This is a genomic window from Pantoea vagans (assembly GCF_001506165.1).
Taxonomy (GTDB): domain Bacteria; phylum Pseudomonadota; class Gammaproteobacteria; order Enterobacterales; family Enterobacteriaceae; genus Pantoea; species Pantoea vagans_C.
In genome coordinates this window covers 1,328,092-1,349,747 of record NZ_CP011427.1, presented here as the reverse complement: position 1 = coordinate 1,349,747, position 21,656 = coordinate 1,328,092, and the positions used below count along the sequence as shown (strand labels likewise).

Genomic DNA, 21,656 nt, shown 5'->3' with positions numbered 1-21,656 from the left:
TAACGCTTCCCTAAAGAATAGGCACCAATATCTTTACTAAATTATGGGTAATTTTTTTCGCTTAAGATTGCGGGTTTTCAGGGCTATAATCGCCAACATTCGAATTAAGTTACTACATGAATAATTTAATGTTCGACTCATACGTTCGGTTTCTATTAATGCGCTGCCCTATAACAGCGCAATTAACCCACAAATCACTCTAACGGCATCTTCATCGGGTCATCATAGCTGTACTCAAACCCTAGCTCGTTGCAAATCTTCGAGCCATCCACCACTTTGCCAGCTGTTCGCTCAGCCTCAGCCGCAAACGTCGGTGGCACCAAGCCAAGCTGTTTGGAAACAAACGGATAAAAGTCATCACGTGCGGGGTGTTTCGAGGCACAGAGGTTATACACCCGGCCGCCCTTCGGTGTTTGTAGCAACAGCACAATCGCATCCACCACATCATCCAGGTGCACCAGATTGACGGCGTGACCACCATTATCCAACCCGGTTTTACCTGCCAGGAAACGCCCTGGATGGCGATTCGGTCCGACTAACCCGGCGAGGCGCACAACATCGACGCTGGTGCCAGGCAGATCGTGCAGCCAGTTTTCTAGCTCTACCAGTGTTTTACCGGCGACGCTTTCAGGTTGAAGCGCACTACTCTCCTTCATCACGCCGGAACCGGTGCCGTACACCGATGACGAGCTGGTAAAAATAATGCGGGGGACTTTATGTGCTAAGGCGGTATCGACCACGTTCTGCACCGCTTGCATGTAATCTTCGCCACCCTGTACGGTGCGGTTGGCAGGTAAGGTCACCACCAGCGCATCCACCGCCATCAGCGTAGCTAACTCATCTGCTTCACACTCGATCTCGGGTGTCAGCACCAGTTGAAACGCCTCAATCCCGCAGCGACGTGCAGCATCGACACCATCCGGGGACGTTTTGCTGCCGGTGACCTGCCAGCCGCGTGCCGTTAACGCCATTGCCAGCGGCATACCGAGCCATCCCAGACCTACAATCGCGACTTTTTTCATACCGACTCCTGCTTTACAGCGCTAAGACACTTCATCTTAGTCCCAGCGCGTATGGCAAACCAGCGCAAACTGTTGCGGAAGGTTCCGAGAACTGACGTTAAAAAAGGGTTGCCAAAAGCGGCTATCTCCGTTAGGTTAATCAGCACGCAAATGAATACTCATTCAGCAACGGAATTTACTATGACACGCGTTCAGTTCAACCACCATCATCACCATCATCCTGACTAGTCTTTCAGGCGATGTGTGCTGGGAGACGATTAGGATCTTCCAGTGGTGCGAACGCAAAGAGAGCCCCCGGAAGATCATCTTCCGGGGTTTTTTTTATGGGCGGACGCAACCCAACTGAGTTCAGACAGGATTGAATAAGAGGACAGGAAACATGTTAGATAACACCCGTATTCGCATAGCTATGCAGAAATCTGGCCGTTTAAGTGATGAATCACGCGAATTGCTGGCCCGCTGCGGTATCAAAATTAACCTTCAGCAGCAGCGTCTGATTGCGTTTGCGGAGAACATGCCTATCGATATCCTGCGCGTGCGTGATGACGATATCCCAGGCCTGGTGATGGACGGTGTGGTTGATCTCGGAATCGTCGGTGAAAACGTATTAGAAGAAGAGCTGCTGGACCGCCGCGCGCAAGGCGAAGATCCACGTTACTTCACCCTGCGTCGCCTCGATTTCGGCGGTTGCCGTCTGTCCCTGGCGATGCCAGTGGATGCCGAATACACCGGTCCACAGTGCCTGCAAAACTCACGTATTGCCACCTCTTATCCACACCTGCTGAAGAAATACCTTGATAAACAAGGCGTTTCTTTCAAATCCTGCCTGCTAAACGGCTCGGTTGAAGTGGCGCCACGCGCTGGTCTGGCGGATGCGATTTGTGACCTGGTGTCTACCGGTGCCACGCTGGAAGCCAACGGCCTGCGTGAAGTAGAAGTGATCTACCGTTCTAAAGCGGTGCTCATTCAGCGTGACGGCGAGTTGCCAGCGGCGAAACAAGAACTGATCGACAAAATGATGACGCGTATTCAGGGCGTGATTAAAGCGCGTGAATCTAAGTACATCATGCTGCACGCGCCAAGCGAACGTCTGGAAGAAGTCATTGCCCTGCTGCCAGGTGCCGAGCGCCCTACCGTGTTGCCGCTGGCAGGTGAAGTCAGCCGCGTCGCGATGCACATGGTCAGCAGCGAAACCCTGTTCTGGGAAACCATGGAAAAACTGAAAGCGCTGGGTGCCAGCTCAATCCTCGTACTGCCAATCGAAAAAATGTTGGAGTAACAGCATGAGCACAATCATGACCCCGATTGACTGGCAACAGTGTGATGAACAGCAGCAGCAAGCGCTGCTGATGCGTCCGGCGATTTCCGCGTCGGCGAGCATCAGTGAAATCGTGCGCGATGTGCTGGCGAAAGTGAAAGAACAAGGCGATGACGCGCTGCGCGAGTTCAGCGCGCGCTTCGACAAAGCGCAGGTGGAAAACCTGCGCGTCACACCTGAAGAGATGCAAGCGGCAAGCGATCGCCTGAGCGATACGCTGAAGCAGGCGATGGCGGTTGCGGTAGCTAACATTGAAACCTTCCACAATGCACAGATTTTGCCCGCAGTGGATATTGAGACGCAGCCAGGCGTACGCTGCCAGCAAATTACCCGCCCGGTGAAATCCGTTGGCTTGTATATTCCTGGCGGCTCCGCCCCGCTGTTCTCAACCGTATTAATGCTGGCCACGCCAGCACGTATTGCCGGTTGTGGTCGTGTGGTGCTCTGTTCACCGCCGCCGATTGCCGATGAGATTCTGTACGCGGCGCAACTGTGTGGCGTGCAGGAAGTGTTTCAGGTAGGCGGTGCGCAAGCGATTGCCTCTCTGGCTTTTGGCACCGAAACCGTGCCTAAAGTGGACAAGATCTTTGGTCCAGGCAATGCCTACGTCACGGAAGCCAAACGCCAGGTCAGCCAACGTCTGGATGGCGCGGCGATTGATATGCCTGCCGGCCCGTCTGAAGTGCTGGTGATTGCGGATGAAGGTGCAACCCCGGCGTTTGTCGCCTCTGACCTGTTGTCCCAGGCGGAACACGGCCCTGATTCGCAGGTGATCTTACTGACACCTTCGCTGAAGCTGGCTGAAGGCGTCGCGCTGGCGGTTGAAGCGCAGCTGGCACAGTTGCCACGCGCCGCAACCGCACGCCAGGCGCTGGAAAGCAGCCGTCTGATTGTGCTGCGCGATCTGGCACAGTGCGTGGAAATTTCTAACCTGTATGGTCCAGAGCACCTGATCATTCAAACGCGCCAGCCACGCGATCTGGTGGATGTGATCACCAGCGCCGGTTCCGTGTTTCTCGGCGACTGGTCACCGGAATCTGCGGGCGATTACGCTTCCGGCACCAACCACGTCTTGCCGACTTACGGTTATACATCCACCTGCTCCAGCCTGGGGTTAGCGGATTTTCAGAAACGTATGACGGTGCAAGAGTTGACGCCGCAAGGCTTCCTCAACCTGGCCGCCACCATTGAAACCTTAGCTGCCGCTGAGCAGTTAGAAGCCCACAAAAACGCCGTTACCCTGCGGGTTGCCGCGCTGAAGGAGCAAGCATGAGCATTGAAGATTTAGCCCGCGCCAACGTGCGTGCATTGACGCCTTATCTCTCTGCGCGTCGTTTAGGGGGTAACGGTGATGTGTGGCTGAACGCCAACGAATTCCCGCTGCCGGTGCCGTTTGAACTGTCTCAGCAAACCCTGAACCGCTATCCAGAGTGTCAGCCTAAAATTGTGATTGAGCGCTACGCCGCCTATGCCGGTTTGTCGCCAGAACAAGTGCTGACCTGCCGTGGAGCCGATGAAGGCATTGAACTGCTGATGCGCGCTTTCTGCGAGCCGGGAAAAGATGCGATTCTGTTCTGCCCGCCGACATATGGCATGTACAGCGTCAGCGCCGAAACCATCGGCATTGAGTATCGCACCGTCGCCGCGCTGGATAACTGGCAACTGAATCTGCCTGCCATTGCCGAGCAACTGGACGGTGTGAAAGTGGTCTACATGTGCAGCCCGAACAACCCGACCGGCAACCTGATCAATCCTGACGACATCCGCAAATTACTCGACATGACCGCCGGTAAAGCCTTGCTGGTCGCCGATGAAGCTTATATCGAGTTCTGCCCGGAAGCGACACTGGCGGGATGGTTAACAGAGTATCCACACCTGGTGATTCTGCGCACGCTGTCGAAAGCCTTTGCGCTGGCGGGCCTGCGCTGTGGCTTCACCCTGGCGAACAAACCGGTTATCGACCTGCTGATGAAGGTCATCGCTCCTTATCCGCTGGCCACCCCGGTGGCCGATGTGGCGGGCCAGGCGCTGAGCGAGCAAGGCATCGCGCTGATGCGTCAGCACGTGGCGGAGCTTAACGCTAACCGCGCCTGGCTGTTTGAGCAGTTAGCACAGCTGAGCATGGTGCAGCAGGTGTTCCCGAGCGAAACCAACTACATTCTGGCGCGCTTCACCGATTCGCCAAAAGTGTTTAAAACGCTGTGGGATCAAGGCATTATTCTGCGCGACCAAAACAAAAACCCCGGCCTTGCGGGATGCCTGCGCATCTCCATCGGCACCCGTAAAGAGTGCGAGCGCCTGATCGCCGCGCTGCAAGCCTTATCAGTGGAGCAAGCATGAGTCAGAAGACCCTTTTTATCGACCGCGATGGCACCATCATCTCCGAACCGCCAACCGATTATCAGGTGGATCGCATGGAGAAGCTGGCGTTTGAAAAGAACGCCATTCCTGCGCTGCTGGCACTGCAAAATGCGGGCTATCAGTTGGTGATGATCACCAACCAGGACGGTCTGGGCACCGACAGCTTCCCGCAGGCGGATTTTGATGGCCCGCACAACCTGATGATGCAGATCCTGACCTCACAGGGCGTGAACTTCAGCGACATCCTGATCTGCCCGCACATGCCTGAAGACAACTGCGATTGCCGCAAGCCGAAAACCAAAATGGTGGAAGCCTGGCTGGCAGAAGGTGCACTGGATACCGCCAACAGCTATGTGATCGGCGATCGTCTTACCGATATTCAGCTGGCAGAGAATATGGGCATTCAGGGCCTGCGTTATGGCGCGGAAGGCATTGACTGGGATGCGATTCAAACGCAGCTGACCAAGCGTGACCGCTATGCGCTGGTGCAACGCAACACCAAAGAAACGCAGATTAGAGTCGAAGTGTGGCTGGACCGTGAAGGCGGCAGCAAGATCAACACTGGCGTTGGCTTCTTTGATCACATGCTGGATCAGATTGCGGTGCATGGCGGCTTCCGCATGAACATCGATGTGAAAGGCGATCTGTATATCGACGATCACCACACCGTAGAAGATACCGGTCTGGCGCTGGGTGAAGCCCTGCTGAAAGCGTTGGGTGACAAGCGCGGTATTGGTCGTTTCGGCTTCGTGCTGCCGATGGACGAGTGCCTGGCGCGTTGTGCGCTGGATATCTCTGGCCGTCCACACATCGAATTCAAAGCCGAGTTCAGCTATCAGCGCGTTGGCGATCTCAGCACTGAGATGGTTGAGCACTTCTTCAGCTCCCTCTCCTACGCCATGATGAGTACGCTGCACCTGAAAACCAAAGGTAAGAACGATCACCATCGCGTAGAAAGCCTGTTTAAAGCCTTTGGTCGCACGCTGCGTCAGGCGATTCGCGTCGATGGCAACACCCTGCCGAGTTCGAAAGGAGTGCTGTGATGAACGTGGTGATTCTCGATACCGGCTGCGCCAACCTCTCTTCGGTTAAGTGGGCGATTGAGCGCCTCGGCTATACGCCCGTGGTTAGCCGCGATCCAGATGTGGTACTGCGTGCCGATAAGCTGCTGCTGCCAGGCGTGGGTACTGCGCAGGCCGCCATGGATCAGTTGAAAGAACGTGACTTAATCGACCTGATTAAAGCCTGTACGCAGCCAGTACTGGGGATTTGCCTCGGTATGCAGTTGCTGGGACGCGGTAGCGATGAGAATGGCGGCGTGACCACGCTGGGCCTGGTGAATGAGCCGGTCTCGTTGATGGATACGCAAGATCTACCGCTGCCGCACATGGGCTGGAACCAGATTACCTCACAAGCGGGCAATCACCTGTTCCGTGATATTCCAGACGGTAGCTATTTCTATTTTGTGCACAGCTACGCCATGCCAGTGAATGCCGCCACCATCGCGCAGTGCGATTACGGCCATCCGTTTACCGCTGCATTGCAGAAAGATAACTTCTACGGTGTGCAGTTCCACCCGGAGCGTTCTGGCAAAGCAGGCGCGCAGTTGCTGAATAACTTCCTGGAGATGTGATGATTATCCCCGCATTAGATTTAATCGACGGCAAAGTGGTGCGTCTGCATCAGGGCGACTACGGCCAACAGCGCGACTACGGCAGCGATCCATTGCCACGTCTACAGGATTACGAACGTCAGGGCGCGGAAGTGCTGCATCTGGTGGATTTAACTGGCGCGAAAGATCCGGCTAAGCGCCAGATCCCTCTGCTCACCACCCTGCTGCGCGGCGTCAACGTGCCAGTGCAGGTCGGCGGCGGTATCCGTAATCGTGACGACGTTGCCGCCCTGCTGGCAGCCGGCGCCACGCGTGTGGTGGTTGGCTCCACCGCCGTTAAGCAGCCAGAAGAAGTGAAAAGCTGGTTTAACGAGTTTGGTGCCGATGCCATCGTGCTGGCACTGGATGTGCGTATCGACGCCAGTAATCGCAAAGAAGTGGCGATCAGCGGCTGGCAGGAAGCGGCCGGTGTGACGCTGGAAGAAGTGATTGGCTGGTATCAGCCTGTTGGCCTGAAGCACGTGCTGTGTACCGATATCTCACGTGATGGCACCCTGAGCGGCTCCAACGTCGAACTGTATAAAGAGGTGTCTGCCGCGTTCCCGGATATCGCTTTCCAGTCTTCTGGCGGCATCGGCTCGCTGGATGATATCGCTGCCTTGCGCGGCAGCGGCGCACAGGGCGTGATTGTCGGTCGTGCGTTGTTAGAAGATAAATTCACAGTGGCGGAGGCGATTGCATGCTGGCAAAACGGATAATTCCTTGTCTCGATGTGCGTGACGGGCAAGTGGTGAAAGGCGTTCAATTCCGCAACCACGAAATCATCGGCGATATCGTGCCGCTGGCGCAGCGTTATGCGCAGGAAGGCGCTGACGAGCTGGTGTTCTATGATATCACCGCCTCTTCAGATGGCCGTGTCGTCGATAAAAGCTGGGTGTCACGCGTTGCGGAAGTGATCGATATTCCTTTCTGCGTGGCCGGTGGCATTAAAACCCCGGAAGACGCAGCGCGCATTCTGCAGTTCGGTGCGGACAAGATCTCCATCAACTCCCCCGCACTGGCAGACCCGACGCTGATTACCCGTCTGGCCGATCGCTTTGGCGTGCAGTGTATCGTGGTAGGCATTGATACCTGGTTCGATGAAGCAACCGGCAAGTATCACGTTAACCAGTACACCGGTGACGAATCACGTACCCGTGTCACCACCTGGGAAACCCTCGACTGGGTGCAGGAAGTGCAGAAGTTGGGCGCGGGCGAAATCGTACTGAATATGATGAACCAGGATGGCGTGCGCAACGGCTATGATCTGATACAGCTGAAGAAAGTGCGTGACGTGTGTAGAGTGCCACTGATCGCCTCTGGCGGCGCGGGCACCATGCCGCACTTCCTCGAAGCCTTCGAGCAAGCGAACGTGGATGGCGCTCTGGCTGCTTCCGTGTTTCACAAACAAATTATCAATATCGGCGAGTTGAAAAACTTCCTGATCGACAACGGTGTGGAGATTCGCGCGTGTTAACTGCAGAACAACTGGCCAAACTGGATTGGGCCAAAACCGCGGGCATGATGCCTGTTATCGTCCAGCACAATGTCTCTGGCGAAGTGCTGATGCACGGTTATATGAATGAGGAAGCGCTGCAAAAGACGCTGGCGGAAGGCAACGTCACCTTCTTCTCGCGCACCAAAAACCGCTTGTGGACCAAAGGTGAAACCTCAGGTCACTTCCTGCAGGTGGCGAGCATCACACCTGATTGCGATAACGATACGCTGTTGGTGCTGGCGAATCCGATTGGGCCGACCTGCCACTTGGGCACATCAAGCTGCTTCTCGCCTGCCGCACCTGATTGGGCGTTCCTGTATCAGCTGGAGCAGCTGCTGGCTTCACGTAAGAGTGCCGATCCGGAAAGCTCTTACACCGCAAAACTGTACGCCAGCGGCACAAAGCGCATCGCGCAGAAAGTGGGTGAGGAAGGTGTGGAAACTGCATTAGCGGCCACAGTGAATGACCGCCATGAGCTGACCAATGAAGCCTCTGACCTGCTGTATCACCTGATGGTGCTGTTGCAGGATCAGGACCTGGATTTGAGCACCATTATCAATAACCTGCGTGCACGTCATAAGTAACAGATTGTGCACTATGCTGCTCAGAATTGGCTTTTTATGGCGATTTTGAGCAGCATGCTTCTCAAAAAAGATAAAGCTAGCTAAAATTGAGCAACATACTGCTCAATGGAGGTTCAGCATGCTTACCCTACAGCTTTACCTTGATGGACAATGGCACGACGCTGCCGAGCTTGATGTTAAAGAGCCGTCTAAGGGGCGTGAAAGCGCCACATTGCTTGCCTATGACTTCAATTATGCAGCCGAGCAACTCGACCGAAACGATATCGCAAGCTGCAGCCTGAACTACCCCGTCATGCTAATTGGCAGCCATTTTGCGCAGCCCTGGTTTAGCTTCCTTGATGATATTGTTCCTGCGGGTGCAAGCAGACGTTACTGGATTCAACATCTTGGATTACAGGGAAAATCGTCGGCTGAGCAAGATTACGCACTGTTAAAAGCCGGAACTATTGCGCCTGTTGGAAATTTGCGTATCAAAGATTCCCTTCCCCAATTGCCAGAAAATAGCCAACTCAAAACTCGACGTTTTCCTGCCGAATGGGCGATTGAGAGAGACAGTGATTTTCTTGAATATGCACAACAAATGGGCGCTGCCAGCGGCGGCGCAACAGGTGCTGGTGGGGAAGCGCCAAAACTACTTTTAAGGCGAAATACGAAAAGCGAAGTATGGATTGATACTTGGCAAGACGATCAACAAAACCAGGATACCCCGTATCTGGTCAAGTATCCGCGTGGTACACGCAGCCCAATCGACTGTGACATTCTGCGTGCGGAATATCATTTCTATCATGAGTTACAGGCCATGGGCATCGACACGATTGATACCCAGGCAATGCTGTTGTGCGAAGGTGAAAGATACCCTTCTCTTTGGCTACCACGATTCGATATCGCGTTTGTTGAAAATAGAAAAGTGATGTACGGGCTGGAATCCATCTATTCGCTGATCAAAAAATCGCCGGGGAGTTATCTCAATCATTTTGAGGTCATTCGATGCCTGGTTGATCGATTAGCGCTGACTGGAGAACATCGAGAAAAGTTGGTCAGTGAATGGGTTAAACGCGACATGCTCAATATTGCATTTGGTAATTCAGATAATCATGGGCGTAACAGTGCCATTCTCAAGAAATCGGCAGGAATGTGGCTTGCACCGGTTTATGACTTTGCCCCGATGAAAGCCGATCCTGAGGGCGTGGTGCGCACCACTCAGTGGGGCTCACCTTATGAAGAGGGTGGCCACTACAATTGGCAATTGATTGCACATCAACTGGACGATCTCATTCCTGAAGCAACACTATTGAAAAGCTTAGGTGAGTTAGCCAATAAACTTACTGGATTGAAAGGACGACTTGCCGATCGCGGCGTACCGCAATCTATTCTGGAAATGCCCGGTATTGGCTTTAATTATCTGGATGAACGCATTGCTGGGTGGCAGTTATGAAGAAAACGATGACGCCTTTTGAACGAGAAGCCATGTTATTGGACCTTCTACAGCAGTTCATTGAGGAGAAGTTAACCCATGGTCAACTCTTAATGCAGCTTCGTAAAAAGGTGCTGGGATTTTCACAGGATCGCTATGCCAGCTTAGCGGGGATCAGCCGCCGCACTTTATCCGATGTCGAACAGGACAAAGAGAGCATAACGTTGACGACATTGAATCGCGCTTTTAAGCCGCTAGGATTGAAGCTGGGTTTGTTGCCTCGCCAGACACATATGATGCAGGTACTACTCACCAATCTTATTCAACACGGAGAGTCTCATGACCACTCATGAAAAACTACTCGCCCTGCTCGATCAGCACAACGCTCGTTACCGACTCATGGAACATGAAGCGACCGGGAAGTGTGAGGCAGTGGCCGCCATCCGCGGGACAGAGGTGGGACAAGGGGCCAAAGCGCTGGTGTGCCATGTGAAAGGCAACGGCATCAAACAGCACGTACTGGCGATCTTACCCGCTGACCAACAAGCAGACCTGAGCAAAGTCGCTGAAGCGGTGGGTGGCCGTCGCGCTTCCTTGGCTTCTCCGGCAGAAGTGGATGCCTTAACCGGCTGTGTGTTCGGTGCCATTCCGCCCTTCAGTTTCCATCCGGATTTGCAGTTGGTGGTTGACCCCATGCTGTTCGAACGCTACGACGAAATTGCCTTTAATGCTGGCCTGTTGGAGAAATCCGTGGTGCTGGATGTGGCGGATTACCGCAAGCTGCATAATGGTAACGTTATGAAAATAATCTGCTAATTGCCATGACTGACGGTGAGCGGTACTCTGCGTGATTCCACATCACGAAAAAAGAAGACCGTTATTATGGCAAGTTCTCGTTTTACCGCCCGCCTGCGTCAGACGCTGGCTCTGGCTGTACTGGCAGGTTGTGCGTTTGGCGCTCAGGCAAAGATTGATCAGGTTCGTTTCGCCGTTGACCCAACCTATCCTCCATTCGAATCCAAAACCCCACAAGGCAAGCTGGTTGGCTTTGATATCGACCTTGGCAACGCGCTGTGCGAGCAGATGAAAGCCAAATGCGTCTGGGTCGAGAGCCAGTTTGACGGCATGATCCCGGCACTGAAAGCACGTAAGTTCGACGCTATCCTCTCGGATATGGGCATCACCGAAGAGCGCCTGAAGCAGATTGACTTCACCGTGCCGCTTTACGATACGCACACCCAACTCATCGCGCGCAAAGGCTCTGGTCTGCTGCCGACCGCTGAATCCCTGAAAGGTAAAACCGTGGGTGTTGAGCAGGGAACCGTACAGGAACGCTATGCGCTGGCAAAATGGCAGCCACACGGTGTACAAGTGGTGCCTTATGGCGATCAGGCACAGGTTGAGAGTGACTTAATTTCTGGTCGTCTTGATGTGGTGTTTACTGATGCAGCTCAGGCTGCTAATGGTTTCCTGAAGCAGCCACAGGGCAAAGACTTCGAACTGGCAGGTCCGATTGTACAAGACCCGATCATCGGCCCAGGCACCGCCATTGGTTTGCGTAAAGGCGATGAAGAGCTGAAAACTGCCCTTGATAACGCATTCGCTGAAATCAAAAAGAACGGTACTTTCGACAAGATTCAGAAGAAGTACTTCGCGACTGACATCTCCATTCAGCAGTAACGTATGGTATTTGGTAGGGGCGGCCTGCAGGCCGCCCAGCCGCTGGATTCCATTGTTCAGTACACATAATTCACTGCTTTTATTCCGCTCATTTTCACAGCAGCACTATAATTCCAATCAATAAATTTTAGGCACGAATCTTTAGGTGCCGTAGAGACAGGACATCGACAACCTCATGCAACAGCAACATCATCCTCTGTTGAGTGCTTCCCTTGGAACACAGCGCGAAATCGTTAGCTTCCACTTCGGTACCGATTCCCAGCAGCGCGTCTATATTCAGGCCGCCTTACACGGTGATGAGCTGCCCGGTATGGCGGTAGCGTGGTATTTAAAACACAAACTGCTGGCACTGGAATCCGCCGGACAGCTTAAGTCAAAGATCACCCTGGTGCCGGTCGCCAACCCCTTAGCGATGGGCCAGCACTGGCACGGCAGCCATCTGGGACGCTTCCATACCTTATCAGGTCAGGATTTCAACCGTCGCTTCCCGGCATTGGGTGAAACCCTGGCCGCCGAACTTGCGGATTCACTGACGCAAAGTGAGTACGAAAACAAACGTCTGATTCGCGAAGCGATTGACCGTCATTATCGCGACCGTATTGCCAAGACTGAGCTGGATTCGCAGCGCTTTACCCTGATGCGCATGGCCAGCCAGGCGGATCTCATGATCGATCTGCACTGCGACTGGGATGCACTGCCACACCTCTACACCACTCCGCATGCCTGGCAGGACATCGAACCGCTGGCGCGCTGGCTAGGCAGTGAAGTGCAGCTGCTGGCGCAGATTTCAGGTGGAGAGCCATTTGATGAAGCCTGCTGCGAGCCGTGGTTAACACTGGCAGAGCGCTTTGGTGATAAGTACCCCATGCCGCGTGGATTGTTGCCAGTGACGCTGGAGTTACGCGGCGTGGCAGATGTTGAGCCTGAACAGGCAGAAAAAGATGCCGATGCAATTATCAATGCGCTGATTGAAGGTGGCTACATTGCGGGTGAGTTGGGTGAGTCCCCTGCCCTGATTAACCCAGCCACGCCGTTAGCAGGCTGTGAGTATATTCATGCGCCGCACTCTGGGCTGCTATTGAACCGCCGCAAGTTGGGTGAGTGGATTAAGCCTGGTGAAGTGGTGGCTGAGATTGTTGACCCGATTACCGACCAGGTGACGCCGCTGTTTGCTGAGTTTGGTGGCGTGCTGTATGCGAGGAATTTGATGAAGTTTGCGACGGCGGGGATGCTGGTGGTGAGGCTGGCTGGAGAGAATGCGGGACGTGAGGGGGAGTTGTTGGTGGTGTGATTTTTAAAGCGCCTGAATATTACTATACCCAGGCGCTTTTAATATGTTGAAAGTTATTCAGTAAGTGTTATTTAACTTCGTATTGATCATAGAGATTTTGTGCAAGCGCCCGAGCAACTTCTAGTTTAGGCTGATGTTGCATTGTTGAAACCGATCGCTGAATACGTTGAACAGAATACTTACGAACGAGAGCTTTCATGCCATCATCCATTAAACGAACACGTTCATCGCTGGCATAGCTTTTTGACTTAGCATGGTAAATATACGTATTAGTTAAAACGGCCAAGTCGAAGCCAGCATCAGCAACGCGGAAACAAAAGTCATTTTCTTCCCCATAACCATGCGGAAAACTCTGTTCGTCAAATAAACCCACCTTTTCGAATACAGTGCGCTTCACCATGAAACAGAATCCATGTACTAACGGAACTCTCACAAGTTCTTGATCCCAATTTTTTTCAAAATGAAGATCTAATTCGGCGGGAGACAACTTTCCAGGCAAAGAATTGATTGCTGTCTGACCTGCGGACCCTTTTATTGAGGGTACAGATTGAGTACTTGCTGCATTAGATAGTGGGCCAACCACACCTAAATTGGGTTGGTTATTGAGTACGAAACAAAGCTTACTTAATGAGCCTGGCGGAACAATAGTGTCACTATTAAGCAGCAGAACGTTTTGATTGTTACCTGAGCGAATTCCATTATTTGATGTTTTGGTATAACCAAGTCGTTGATTCTGCCGCAATAAAGTTACTGAATTCTTCTCAGCGTACTCTTCTAAAAATTGTTTAGTTTCAATGTCAGACGCGTCATCCACCAATATAATATTTGCCTTTGATAACATATCGGCAAGTGAATCTAGACAAGCACGAACATCTTCTAAAGCATTATGAATGCAAACTACGATATCAAGGTTTAGTTTTTCACCATCTACGTTAATAGAATTTATTAAATTTATATCATGAGTCTTTTTGGGAGCACAATTGTACCATGAAGAATAAATGTGTGGCTTAGGACCCCAATCATTAATTCCATGGCGAAATAATGCAAATTCGTGTGAATCACGAGTTGACTGTTGTTCAGCAAGCAAAGGTTGCCATGTGACGTTTGCTTCTTCCAGAGCATAGCCGATACTGAGTTGGTCACGTCGACTATAATTATTAATCTCATTCCACCAAAGACGCATGAAATTATGGATTTTTTCGTCTCGTGCATCCATAACCAAAACATTACTCTCTATAAGTGGTGCAGAACGGAGATTGTGTATGGATTCATAGCGGGCAGTTTGCTCTCTTACTACACTCTCATCATCCAGTTTCCAAGAAATAATCTCCTCAGACTCCTCAAATAAATTATCTCGTACTGGATGTTGAATGGCACCTAATGTATGAGAAGAACTTGATACACGCTGAACAAGTTCAGTGACCCTTACATTAATTTCAACGTTTGCATCAATCCATACAATATAATCATAACCTTCGACGTATTTTAGTAGGTTAGTTTTTATGTAACGTGCGGTACGACGGGGATCTGCATCGACATAAGGGGGTTTATGAACTTGAAAAACACCATATCCATCTGAAACTGTGTCAGAGAAACAATGGTAGTCAACATCACCCTCGAGGTATTTTGGTAAAAACAGCGCATCGAAATCCCCGATAATGGCTGTAACCAAGGCGACTTTAGCTTTCTTTTCTACTCTTTCGCTTATTGCTTTTTCATAGATTAAAATATCAGCGTTACGATCTTCTTCAAAATGAGTCAAGGTGTTTTTTTCAAGCTTCGCAAATCTTTCCTTATCGAAATAGTTCAAGAGTCGATAATCTCTATCAACAAAACTTATTCTTGTTGTATAATTTTGCAGAAGCGGTAACACACCAAATAGTCGCTCAAAACCATGTGCCAAGGTGCCATCAAATTGCCCTTCTTCCTGATCGAAGTCACCTAATTGATATTTCCCATCTAATATGGGCCTATATGCCTCTGGTCTAGCCCAAAAGAATGAACCGGCCGGATAATCAGGGCAATAAGTCATATCATATTCAAATCCAAGGTTTTCTAGTTGTTTTTCAACAATTGAGCTATTCCCACCCCACAGCGGCTGCCTGGTAGTCGCATGGAAATAAGCTGGAAAAAAAGCACCTAATCGCTGGTCATCATCAAACGCATTTAGAATTTGTGTAATTATAGCTCTACTTCCAAGAGTATAATGAAGAAGAAATCTACGCCAGCCTCTTGTTTTAGATTGAGGGGATTTTTTTGAATGTATATGAAGAATGAGACCGTAAGATAGCAATTCTTTGCCAAACTCAACAACAAATGGATAAATGTCTCTTCCAACATTTTTTGTTTCTTTGACTGTTATCTTGTTGAGTAGCTTTAAAGATGAAGTAAAAAGACTCTCGCAATCTTCAACATTGTATTTCCCTTCAGGAATTGAAATGAAGAGATCAAATTTCACAGGGATATTATCAAGATAATTAATAAATTCATCTGCAAGATCAATGTAATAAAGATGTAAATGAACAGCTATTCTTTGGGAAAAACTCTTATTCAAACAAACATCAGAGTCTATTAATAGCGGTGCATCTTTAGCTCCATACTCAGAAGGTCCATAACGAAAGTATGGCGCTTCCAACATGCGTGGCATAGCACAGGGTTTACGACCTTCAGCGTAACCATGCAGAAGGAAATGCTCTAAGGGTTCAATTCCAGCACCTGCTACATCAGGATACTGTTCAACATACCATTTCTCGTCGAAGTCTTGAGCAAAAAGCCGAGCTAAAGAAGAGAATCGGCCTTCAATACGTCCGTAGGAGGTATAATGATGTAATGCGCTGAGACCTGCGCTTTTAACATCAGAATAAGTATTGAGATACCATTCTTCATCTAAATCAGGTGCCAAGGCTTTTTTTAATGCCTGTTCGGAGGAATAGCGCCCTTCATCCCGACCGTGTTCTAAATAATGTTGGTAAGGATCTATTCCTGAGTCTGCTATATCCGGATACGTTGTCAGATACCACTCACTGTCAAAATCGACAACTTCCTCTTTAAGAGCCTGCCGATTACCTGCTGTTATTTTTTTATTATTAAAAAAATGAAGACGAGCTTTTCTAACTAAATAGCTAACAAGGCGCTTAAAAAAACGAAGCGGCTTGGTAACTCGCCATGACGTTGAGTTCAATACTGCGTGTAACTCGTGCTCTTTAATAAGAAGACTTTTATTATTTGAACTGTGATTTTCTTGCAGGTAGCGTAAATCCGATCTTAAGGTTTCAATTTCGTTAAGGTGGATATCGATACGTTCACGAAGGTTAGATAAAGTCAACTCACTATCATTATTTTTATTTTTTAAATACTTTATTTTATCAGTTGCATCTTTGAGTTCTAGTTGTTGATGAGCCATCTCAATGCTATTTTTCTTTACTTTATATTCATCAGAACAAGCTTTGCCTAGTTTTGAAAAAATAGATTGAATATGCCTGACTTTGTTAGAATTATTATCAGATGAAAAAAGTTGAATCATTGCGGCAGTTTGTTCGGAACCTACACCTACAATGGTTAAACCATGACCGTGTGAGAATTCAAAACAAGGATACAATTTTCGCAATTCAGATACAAATTTGTAAACACCAAAATCAGCTTTGCGCACATTACTATCGTGAATTATTACAACACCACGATTAGATAGTTTAGGAAGCCAAACATCGAAATCATTTTTTACTGCTTCGTAAGTATGATAGCCATCAATATGGAGCAGATCAATTTCATCATCAGAAAAGTGCTCTGAAGCTTCATCAAAAGATGTACGCATTAGAGTGGAAAAACGAGAGTATAAATGATTATTGTGCGATTGGACTGCACTAAAGACATTCTCTCCGTAAAACCCCGCATGCTCATCCCCTTTCCACATATCTACTGCATATGTTTTAGTGGGTAGATTCAACTGATTTATCGCCTGACAAAATGCAAAGTACGACGAACCATAATGTGTACCGAGTTCAACCAATACACGTGGTTTGTGAGCATTAATCAGCCAAAATGCAAATGGAATATGTTCCAGCCACGCAGAAAGGGTAAGTTCTACAGGACTCATGAATGATATAGCATTGAGTGAATAATTAGGGAACTGCGTATTGTCTTCAGAGATTATTTGCAAATCACTAAATGTATCAATTGATGAATCAAAGCTTTTTTGTGATGAGTTCATTTCTTACCTTTAATTTCAAAAATTAATTTAAAAAATAAATATGGTAACTAAAAGACACGCCTTACATTAAGCATGGCTAGAGTTTTATTCAAAAAACGAAGGGAATAAAAAAGAAATGGAAAAAGGAATATTTTTATTGCACAAGAACTAATTTATTTCATATTACGAGTAAATAAAAAAGGCTTCCAAAGGAAGCCTTAATAAGTAAGTATTTTAATCAAGCCACTCGGTGTGGAACACACCGTCTTTATCAATACGCTTGTAGGTGTGCGCACCGAAGTAGTCACGCTGAGCCTGAATCAGGTTCGCTGGCAGAACTTCTGAGCGGTAGCTATCGTAATATGCGATAGCAGCTGAGAAGGTTGGTGTTGGGATACCATTCTGAATTGCGTAAGAAACGACATCACGCAGCGCCTGCTGGTACTCATCAGCGATGTTCTTGAAGTAAGGATCGAGCAACAAGTTAGCGATGTCTGCATTGCTTGCGTATGCATCGGTAATCTTCTGCAGGAACTGAGCACGGATGATACAACCAGCGCGGAAGATCTTAGCGATTTCACCGTAGTGCAGATCCCAGTTGTTCTCTTCTGAAGCAGCACGCAGCTGTGAGAAGCCCTGAGCATAAGAAACGATTTTGCCGAGATACAATGCGCGGCGCACCTTCTCAACAAACTCTGCTTTATCACCAGTGAAGGCTTTAGCTTGTGGGCCACTCAGTACTTTAGAGGCAGCAACACGCTGAGATTTCAGAGAAGAGAGGTAACGAGCGAATACAGATTCGGTGATCAGGGACAGCGGCTCGCCGAGATCCAGTGAACTCTGGCTGGTCCATTTACCGGTACCTTTGTTAGCGGCCTCGTCCAGAATAACATCTACCAGATACTTACCTTCTTCATCTTTCTTGGTGAAGATATCTTTGGTGATGTCGATCAGGTAGCTGCTCAGCTCACCGTTGTTCCAGTCGGTGAAGGTTTTTGCCAGTTCTTCATTGTTCAGGCCCAGCGCGCCTTTCAGCAATGCATAAGCTTCGGCGATTAACTGCATATCACCGTATTCGATGCCGTTGTGCACCATCTTCACATAGTGACCAGCACCGTTTGGACCGATGTAAGCAACACAAGCCTCGCCATCTTCAGCACGTGCAGCGATTTTGTCCAAAATTGGCGCAACCAGTTCGTACGCTTCTTTCTGACCACCAGGCATGATTGAAGGGCCTTTAAGTGCACCCTCTTCACCGCCGGAGACGCCGGTACCGATGAAGTTGAAGCCCTGGTCAGACAGTTCTTTGTTACGGCGGATGGTATCTTTATAGAAGGTGTTACCACCATCAATCAGAATGTCGCCTTTGTCCAAGTGTGGAGTCAGAGACGCGATTGTTTTATCGGTCGCTTCACCCGCCTGCACCATCAGCAGGATACGGCGTGGTTTCTCCAGGGACTCAACGAACTCTTCAACGGTATAGTAAGGGGCAAGTTTCTTGTCTTGGTTTTCAGCGATGACTTCATCAGTCTTTTCGCGAGAACGGTTGAAGATAGACACTGTGTAGCCGCGGCTCTCAATGTTAAGAGCAAGGTTACGGCCCATTACTGCCATACCGACAACACCGATTTGTTGCTTGGACATCATCTACTCCTGTCTGAAGTTACCATCACAAAATCAGATTTGTGATTGAAGTGGCAAATATGTTAACTCATCTAGGCACATTTTAGGTAGTGAATGGTGCGATGATTAAACACCTAAAAATTGTGCAGGATTAGGCGTTGGTTAACAAATCACCTCTTTGAATATTCGATTTAAAATAGAGTGGTAGCACTTCTTCCGGCGTACCATCCATTTTTACCGTGCCATGTTCCAGCCAAAGAATTCTCGTACAGGTTTTTCTTAACAATTCATTACTGTGGCTGGCAAGAATGAGAATTTTAGTCGCATTGATGATGTTGGTTAATCGAGTTTCAGCTTTTTCTTTAAAGCCTTCATCCCCCACAGATAACCACTCATCCATCAGCAAAATTTCTGGAGTAAAAATTGTACTGACACTGAATCCAAGGCGCATCTGCATACCAGAAGAGTAAGTTCTTACCGGCATGTCGATAAAATCACCAAGGTCGGTGAAATCAATGATCTCTTCAATGCGTGCATCAATTTCTTTCTTTTTGAGGCCTAAAAGCGCACCACGGATGTAAATGTTTTCTCTGCCTGTAAACTCTTGATTAATACCGAGAGAAATTGAGATCAATGAACCGATATCACCCTCAATGGTGGCTTGTCCACTTGTAGGATGGTAAACCTTGCTAAACATACGTAGCAACGTGGTTTTACCTGCACCATTATGTCCAATTAAGCCGACTCTCTCGCCATCTTTAATCTCAAAGTTAAGATTATTTAAGGCAGAAACAACCACTTTACCGTCATGCTGGCCAACCTTTCCACCAGTGGCAAAATTAATAAAATTCTTTTTAATTGACCTCGCCTGTGCGTTGAATATTGGGAAGTCAATGCCAACATTTTCAAATCTAATAATAGCCATAATGTTAAACCCAATAAGGAACGCGATATTTATATCTACTGGTCATTGCAATCGATAATGATAAACCGACTACAGCCATGACCGCCGAAATAATATAACTACTTGTCATCGGCACTTCGCCCAATAACGGACTTCTTACCAAATCAATGAGATGGTAAAGTGGGTTGAAATTGAGGAGTACAGCAGCAGAACTGTGAGAAAGCAGCTTAGGCATCCAGATAATAGGAGTAAGATAGAAGATCACTTGCATGATACTAAGCACAATTTGTGTCATGTCGCGGAAGCGTGCACAAATCATTGAAAGAATCATTAACACCCAAGTCAAATTTAACAAAAGCAGCAGAAAACCGGGTATAGCCAGAATAACTGTCCAGCTTACGCTCTTTTGAACTGCAAGTAATACCAATGGGAAAATGACAATATTGTGGAGAAATATTAAGAAATTCTTCCAAATTACTCGCATCACATGGACATGTAAGGGGACGGGTAGCTGCTTAATGATACCTTCGGATGAGATGAGCGCATCACAACCCTCAGAGATGCAACTCTGAATAAATGTCCAGGTTATCAGGCCTAACGTCAGGTAAGGCAGGAACTCTTTAACGTTGGTTTTAAATAGGTTGCCGAATACTAATCCCATGGTGGTAATCATCACCGCCATACTGATTGTGATCCAAAACGGCCCCATTTTAGAGCGTTTGTAACGCATGCGGATGTCTTGACCACCCATCACTTTCACAACGTGAAAGTTTTTTAATGCAGAGATGAAGTCATCCCATCCAACAGACTTTTGCTTATTCGACATTACAAAATTCCAAATTGGTAAGCCAGACGGTTCAGACCGACGAGGAACTTATCACCACAGAGGCGAGCTAAGATTAAAGTCATGAATTCCTCTTGCTGTGATTCATCAAGTTGATCTCTAAGCTTGATAATGTCATTCATGCTGCACACGCAACGGAACATTAAATCCAACTTTATAATGGGCAAGCCAATGTGGTGTAAAGCGAGGCAATTGACGTGGATTTGAGAACCCATAGTGAACTCATCAAGATATAGTGCAACTACACGTTGTTTGAACTGACTATCGAGGAAGACTTCATTATTACTATAAGTTCTGAAGAAATTTACAGCGTCAAGATAATCAACATTCTTAGCCATTAACATAGTCTTATCTTTAGACAGAGACTTTGAAGCCATATTATTTTGACTGGAAAAAATCGGCTCAGCTGCGTGGTTATTTTGTATCAAATACTGATTGTAATATGAAGATAAAACCTCATCACTAGCAAGCATTCCTGTTATAGAACGGTTAGCCCAAGCCCTCACGCCCTCACGTCGAAAGTAGTAATAATTTTTATAGAACTCGAGATCTTTACTAAATTTACGCTCCATGAAAGAAACGTTAAACAGTGATTTAAAATCCTGCTCAGAACTGACTAAGGATTTGAGAAGTTTGCTTAAGCCAAACTCACCACGCTTAATCACTAAAGGTCTTACATTTGAAGATTTGTAGTTATACCAGAAGTTTTTAAACTTAACATTTCTGGTTATTTTCCCTGCCACAGAGATACAGAATGAACCTAAATGATGAGAATGTTGGCTATTCTCTGTCGCTCCAAGCACTTCAATCTTAGTGTCAAACAGATTCCTAACAAAATCAGCCAATCCTATTTTTGAGAAAAATACACTATCATTGATGATAAGAAGACGTTCACATCTCTCATGAAAGTTATTCTCAAAAAAATATTTCATACCAGCTTTGTAGCTACCGAAATCTCGTCCATAGTTATCACGTTCTATGTAAACATCAGCAAGCTCAGACGGGAAATTAACTTCCTCAAGCTTTAATGTGTTAACAGCAATAACGAAAACATTGTTACGTTTAGCTTCTTTCAACAGTTCGATAGTATCGCTTCTTAATGATGATTTTTCATAGAGAGCGAGTAACATGACCTTACCTTCAGTGAAATCTTTTTTAATTTTCACATTGGTATATTTTTTTGTTTTGATGTCATCACGAATCGAAAGAACACCATAATACAAATAAATTACAATCTTCAGAAAAAATCTGATAATCATAAAAATAATACGCTTCATATT

General features: G+C 48.2%; 20 protein-coding genes and 1 other annotated feature. Of the genes, 14 read left to right on the top strand and 6 right to left on the bottom strand.

Annotated elements, in window-relative coordinates:
* Positions 1 to 194: 194 nt before the first annotated feature.
* Positions 195 to 1,022 (bottom strand): SDR family oxidoreductase, encoded by an 828-nt coding sequence (locus LK04_RS06235; protein WP_039327860.1) that lies wholly within the window; start codon positions 1,020 to 1,022, stop codon positions 195 to 197.
* A 180-nt stretch (positions 1,023 to 1,202) separates the two neighbouring features.
* Between LK04_RS06235 and hisL the strand changes: the two genes are divergently transcribed.
* The 14 genes from hisL to LK04_RS06170 all read left to right on the top strand — a co-directional run bounded on the left by hisL (position 1,203) and on the right by LK04_RS06170 (position 12,819).
* Positions 1,203 to 1,250 (top strand): his operon leader peptide, encoded by a 48-nt coding sequence (gene hisL / locus LK04_RS20630; RefSeq protein ID WP_100396937.1) that lies wholly within the window; start codon positions 1,203 to 1,205, stop codon positions 1,248 to 1,250.
* Positions 1,226 to 1,347 (top strand) — a sequence feature (His leader region). It overlaps the preceding gene by 25 nt.
* A 54-nt stretch (positions 1,348 to 1,401) precedes the next feature.
* A complete protein-coding gene (gene hisG / locus LK04_RS06230; RefSeq protein WP_034824735.1) occupies positions 1,402 to 2,301 on the top strand; it encodes an ATP phosphoribosyltransferase in 900 nt (299 codons plus the stop codon).
* Positions 2,302 to 2,305: 4 nt separating this feature from the next.
* Entirely contained in the window at positions 2,306 to 3,613 is a 1,308-nt protein-coding gene (hisD, locus tag LK04_RS06225) for a histidinol dehydrogenase (protein WP_039327856.1), read from the top strand.
* Positions 3,610 to 4,680 carry a histidinol-phosphate transaminase gene (gene hisC, locus LK04_RS06220; RefSeq protein WP_039327854.1) on the top strand — a complete coding sequence of 357 codons (1,071 nt, stop codon included), beginning with the start codon at positions 3,610 to 3,612 and terminating at the stop codon, positions 4,678 to 4,680. The genes hisD and hisC overlap by 4 nt, the downstream gene beginning before the upstream one ends.
* On the top strand, positions 4,677 to 5,744 hold the full coding sequence (gene hisB / locus LK04_RS06215) for a bifunctional histidinol-phosphatase/imidazoleglycerol-phosphate dehydratase HisB (RefSeq protein WP_039327852.1): 1,068 nt from the start codon (positions 4,677 to 4,679) through the stop codon (positions 5,742 to 5,744). Before hisC ends, hisB begins: the two co-directional genes overlap by 4 nt.
* Complete coding sequence (hisH, locus tag LK04_RS06210; protein ID WP_039327849.1) at positions 5,744 to 6,334, top strand: imidazole glycerol phosphate synthase subunit HisH; 591 nt, start codon at positions 5,744 to 5,746, stop codon at positions 6,332 to 6,334. The genes hisB and hisH overlap by 1 nt, the downstream gene beginning before the upstream one ends.
* Entirely contained in the window at positions 6,334 to 7,071 is a 738-nt protein-coding gene (hisA, locus tag LK04_RS06205; protein ID WP_039327847.1) for a 1-(5-phosphoribosyl)-5-[(5-phosphoribosylamino)methylideneamino]imidazole-4-carboxamide isomerase, read from the top strand. The genes hisH and hisA overlap by 1 nt, the downstream gene beginning before the upstream one ends.
* A complete protein-coding gene (gene hisF / locus LK04_RS06200; RefSeq protein WP_039327846.1) occupies positions 7,053 to 7,829 on the top strand; it encodes an imidazole glycerol phosphate synthase subunit HisF in 777 nt (258 codons plus the stop codon). The genes hisA and hisF overlap by 19 nt, the downstream gene beginning before the upstream one ends.
* Positions 7,823 to 8,434, top strand: coding sequence for a bifunctional phosphoribosyl-AMP cyclohydrolase/phosphoribosyl-ATP diphosphatase HisIE (gene hisIE, locus LK04_RS06195; protein WP_039327843.1), 612 nt, complete (start codon positions 7,823 to 7,825; stop codon positions 8,432 to 8,434). Before hisF ends, hisIE begins: the two co-directional genes overlap by 7 nt.
* A gap of 118 nt (positions 8,435 to 8,552) precedes the next feature.
* Positions 8,553 to 9,869: a type II toxin-antitoxin system HipA family toxin gene (locus LK04_RS06190; RefSeq protein ID WP_039327842.1), complete on the top strand. Its 1,317-nt coding sequence runs from the start codon at positions 8,553 to 8,555 to the stop codon at positions 9,867 to 9,869.
* Positions 9,866 to 10,201, top strand: a complete 336-nt coding sequence (locus tag LK04_RS06185) for a helix-turn-helix domain-containing protein (protein WP_039327840.1) — start codon at positions 9,866 to 9,868, stop codon at positions 10,199 to 10,201. Before LK04_RS06190 ends, LK04_RS06185 begins: the two co-directional genes overlap by 4 nt.
* Complete coding sequence (locus LK04_RS06180) at positions 10,188 to 10,664, top strand: YbaK/prolyl-tRNA synthetase associated domain-containing protein (protein ID WP_039327838.1); 477 nt, start codon at positions 10,188 to 10,190, stop codon at positions 10,662 to 10,664. Before LK04_RS06185 ends, LK04_RS06180 begins: the two co-directional genes overlap by 14 nt.
* Before the next feature lie 66 nt (positions 10,665 to 10,730).
* Complete coding sequence (locus tag LK04_RS06175; protein WP_039327836.1) at positions 10,731 to 11,528, top strand: ABC transporter substrate-binding protein; 798 nt, start codon at positions 10,731 to 10,733, stop codon at positions 11,526 to 11,528.
* Positions 11,529 to 11,703: 175 nt separating this feature from the next.
* A complete protein-coding gene (locus tag LK04_RS06170; RefSeq protein ID WP_039327834.1) occupies positions 11,704 to 12,819 on the top strand; it encodes a succinylglutamate desuccinylase/aspartoacylase family protein in 1,116 nt (371 codons plus the stop codon).
* Between the two features lie 67 nt (positions 12,820 to 12,886).
* On the opposite strand, the gene LK04_RS06165 is transcribed toward LK04_RS06170, so the two are convergent.
* The 5 genes from LK04_RS06165 to LK04_RS06145 all read right to left on the bottom strand — a co-directional run bounded on the left by LK04_RS06165 (position 12,887) and on the right by LK04_RS06145 (position 21,653).
* Positions 12,887 to 17,026: a rhamnan synthesis F family protein gene (locus LK04_RS06165; RefSeq protein ID WP_059109776.1), complete on the bottom strand. Its 4,140-nt coding sequence runs from the start codon at positions 17,024 to 17,026 to the stop codon at positions 12,887 to 12,889.
* Between the two features lie 213 nt (positions 17,027 to 17,239).
* Complete coding sequence (gndA, locus tag LK04_RS06160; RefSeq protein WP_039327832.1) at positions 17,240 to 18,649, bottom strand: NADP-dependent phosphogluconate dehydrogenase; 1,410 nt, start codon at positions 18,647 to 18,649, stop codon at positions 17,240 to 17,242.
* Between the two features lie 130 nt (positions 18,650 to 18,779).
* Positions 18,780 to 19,553 carry an ABC transporter ATP-binding protein gene (locus LK04_RS06155; RefSeq protein ID WP_039327831.1) on the bottom strand — a complete coding sequence of 258 codons (774 nt, stop codon included), beginning with the start codon at positions 19,551 to 19,553 and terminating at the stop codon, positions 18,780 to 18,782.
* Between the two features lie 4 nt (positions 19,554 to 19,557).
* Positions 19,558 to 20,358: an ABC transporter permease gene (locus LK04_RS06150; RefSeq protein ID WP_039327828.1), complete on the bottom strand. Its 801-nt coding sequence runs from the start codon at positions 20,356 to 20,358 to the stop codon at positions 19,558 to 19,560.
* Entirely contained in the window at positions 20,358 to 21,653 is a 1,296-nt protein-coding gene (locus LK04_RS06145) for a rhamnan synthesis F family protein (protein ID WP_039327826.1), read from the bottom strand. The genes LK04_RS06150 and LK04_RS06145 overlap by 1 nt, the downstream gene beginning before the upstream one ends.
* Between the last annotated feature and the right edge of the window lie 3 nt (positions 21,654 to 21,656).

Coding starts and splice junctions, on each gene's coding strand:
- LK04_RS06235 (WP_039327860.1), bottom strand. CDS start 1,022: ATGAAAAAAGTCGCGATTGTAGGTCTGGGATGGCTCGGTATGCCGCTG.
- hisG (WP_034824735.1), top strand. CDS start 1,402: ATGTTAGATAACACCCGTATTCGCATAGCTATGCAGAAATCTGGCCGT.
- hisD (WP_039327856.1), top strand. CDS start 2,306: ATGAGCACAATCATGACCCCGATTGACTGGCAACAGTGTGATGAACAG.
- hisC (WP_039327854.1), top strand. CDS start 3,610: ATGAGCATTGAAGATTTAGCCCGCGCCAACGTGCGTGCATTGACGCCT.
- hisB (WP_039327852.1), top strand. CDS start 4,677: ATGAGTCAGAAGACCCTTTTTATCGACCGCGATGGCACCATCATCTCC.
- hisH (WP_039327849.1), top strand. CDS start 5,744: ATGAACGTGGTGATTCTCGATACCGGCTGCGCCAACCTCTCTTCGGTT.
- hisA (WP_039327847.1), top strand. CDS start 6,334: ATGATTATCCCCGCATTAGATTTAATCGACGGCAAAGTGGTGCGTCTG.
- hisF (WP_039327846.1), top strand. CDS start 7,053: ATGCTGGCAAAACGGATAATTCCTTGTCTCGATGTGCGTGACGGGCAA.
- LK04_RS06190 (WP_039327842.1), top strand. CDS start 8,553: ATGCTTACCCTACAGCTTTACCTTGATGGACAATGGCACGACGCTGCC.
- LK04_RS06185 (WP_039327840.1), top strand. CDS start 9,866: ATGAAGAAAACGATGACGCCTTTTGAACGAGAAGCCATGTTATTGGAC.
- LK04_RS06180 (WP_039327838.1), top strand. CDS start 10,188: ATGACCACTCATGAAAAACTACTCGCCCTGCTCGATCAGCACAACGCT.
- LK04_RS06175 (WP_039327836.1), top strand. CDS start 10,731: ATGGCAAGTTCTCGTTTTACCGCCCGCCTGCGTCAGACGCTGGCTCTG.
- LK04_RS06170 (WP_039327834.1), top strand. CDS start 11,704: ATGCAACAGCAACATCATCCTCTGTTGAGTGCTTCCCTTGGAACACAG.
- LK04_RS06165 (WP_059109776.1), bottom strand. CDS start 17,026: ATGAACTCATCACAAAAAAGCTTTGATTCATCAATTGATACATTTAGT.
- gndA (WP_039327832.1), bottom strand. CDS start 18,649: ATGTCCAAGCAACAAATCGGTGTTGTCGGTATGGCAGTAATGGGCCGT.
- LK04_RS06155 (WP_039327831.1), bottom strand. CDS start 19,553: ATGGCTATTATTAGATTTGAAAATGTTGGCATTGACTTCCCAATATTC.
- LK04_RS06150 (WP_039327828.1), bottom strand. CDS start 20,358: ATGTCGAATAAGCAAAAGTCTGTTGGATGGGATGACTTCATCTCTGCA.
- LK04_RS06145 (WP_039327826.1), bottom strand. CDS start 21,653: ATGAAGCGTATTATTTTTATGATTATCAGATTTTTTCTGAAGATTGTA.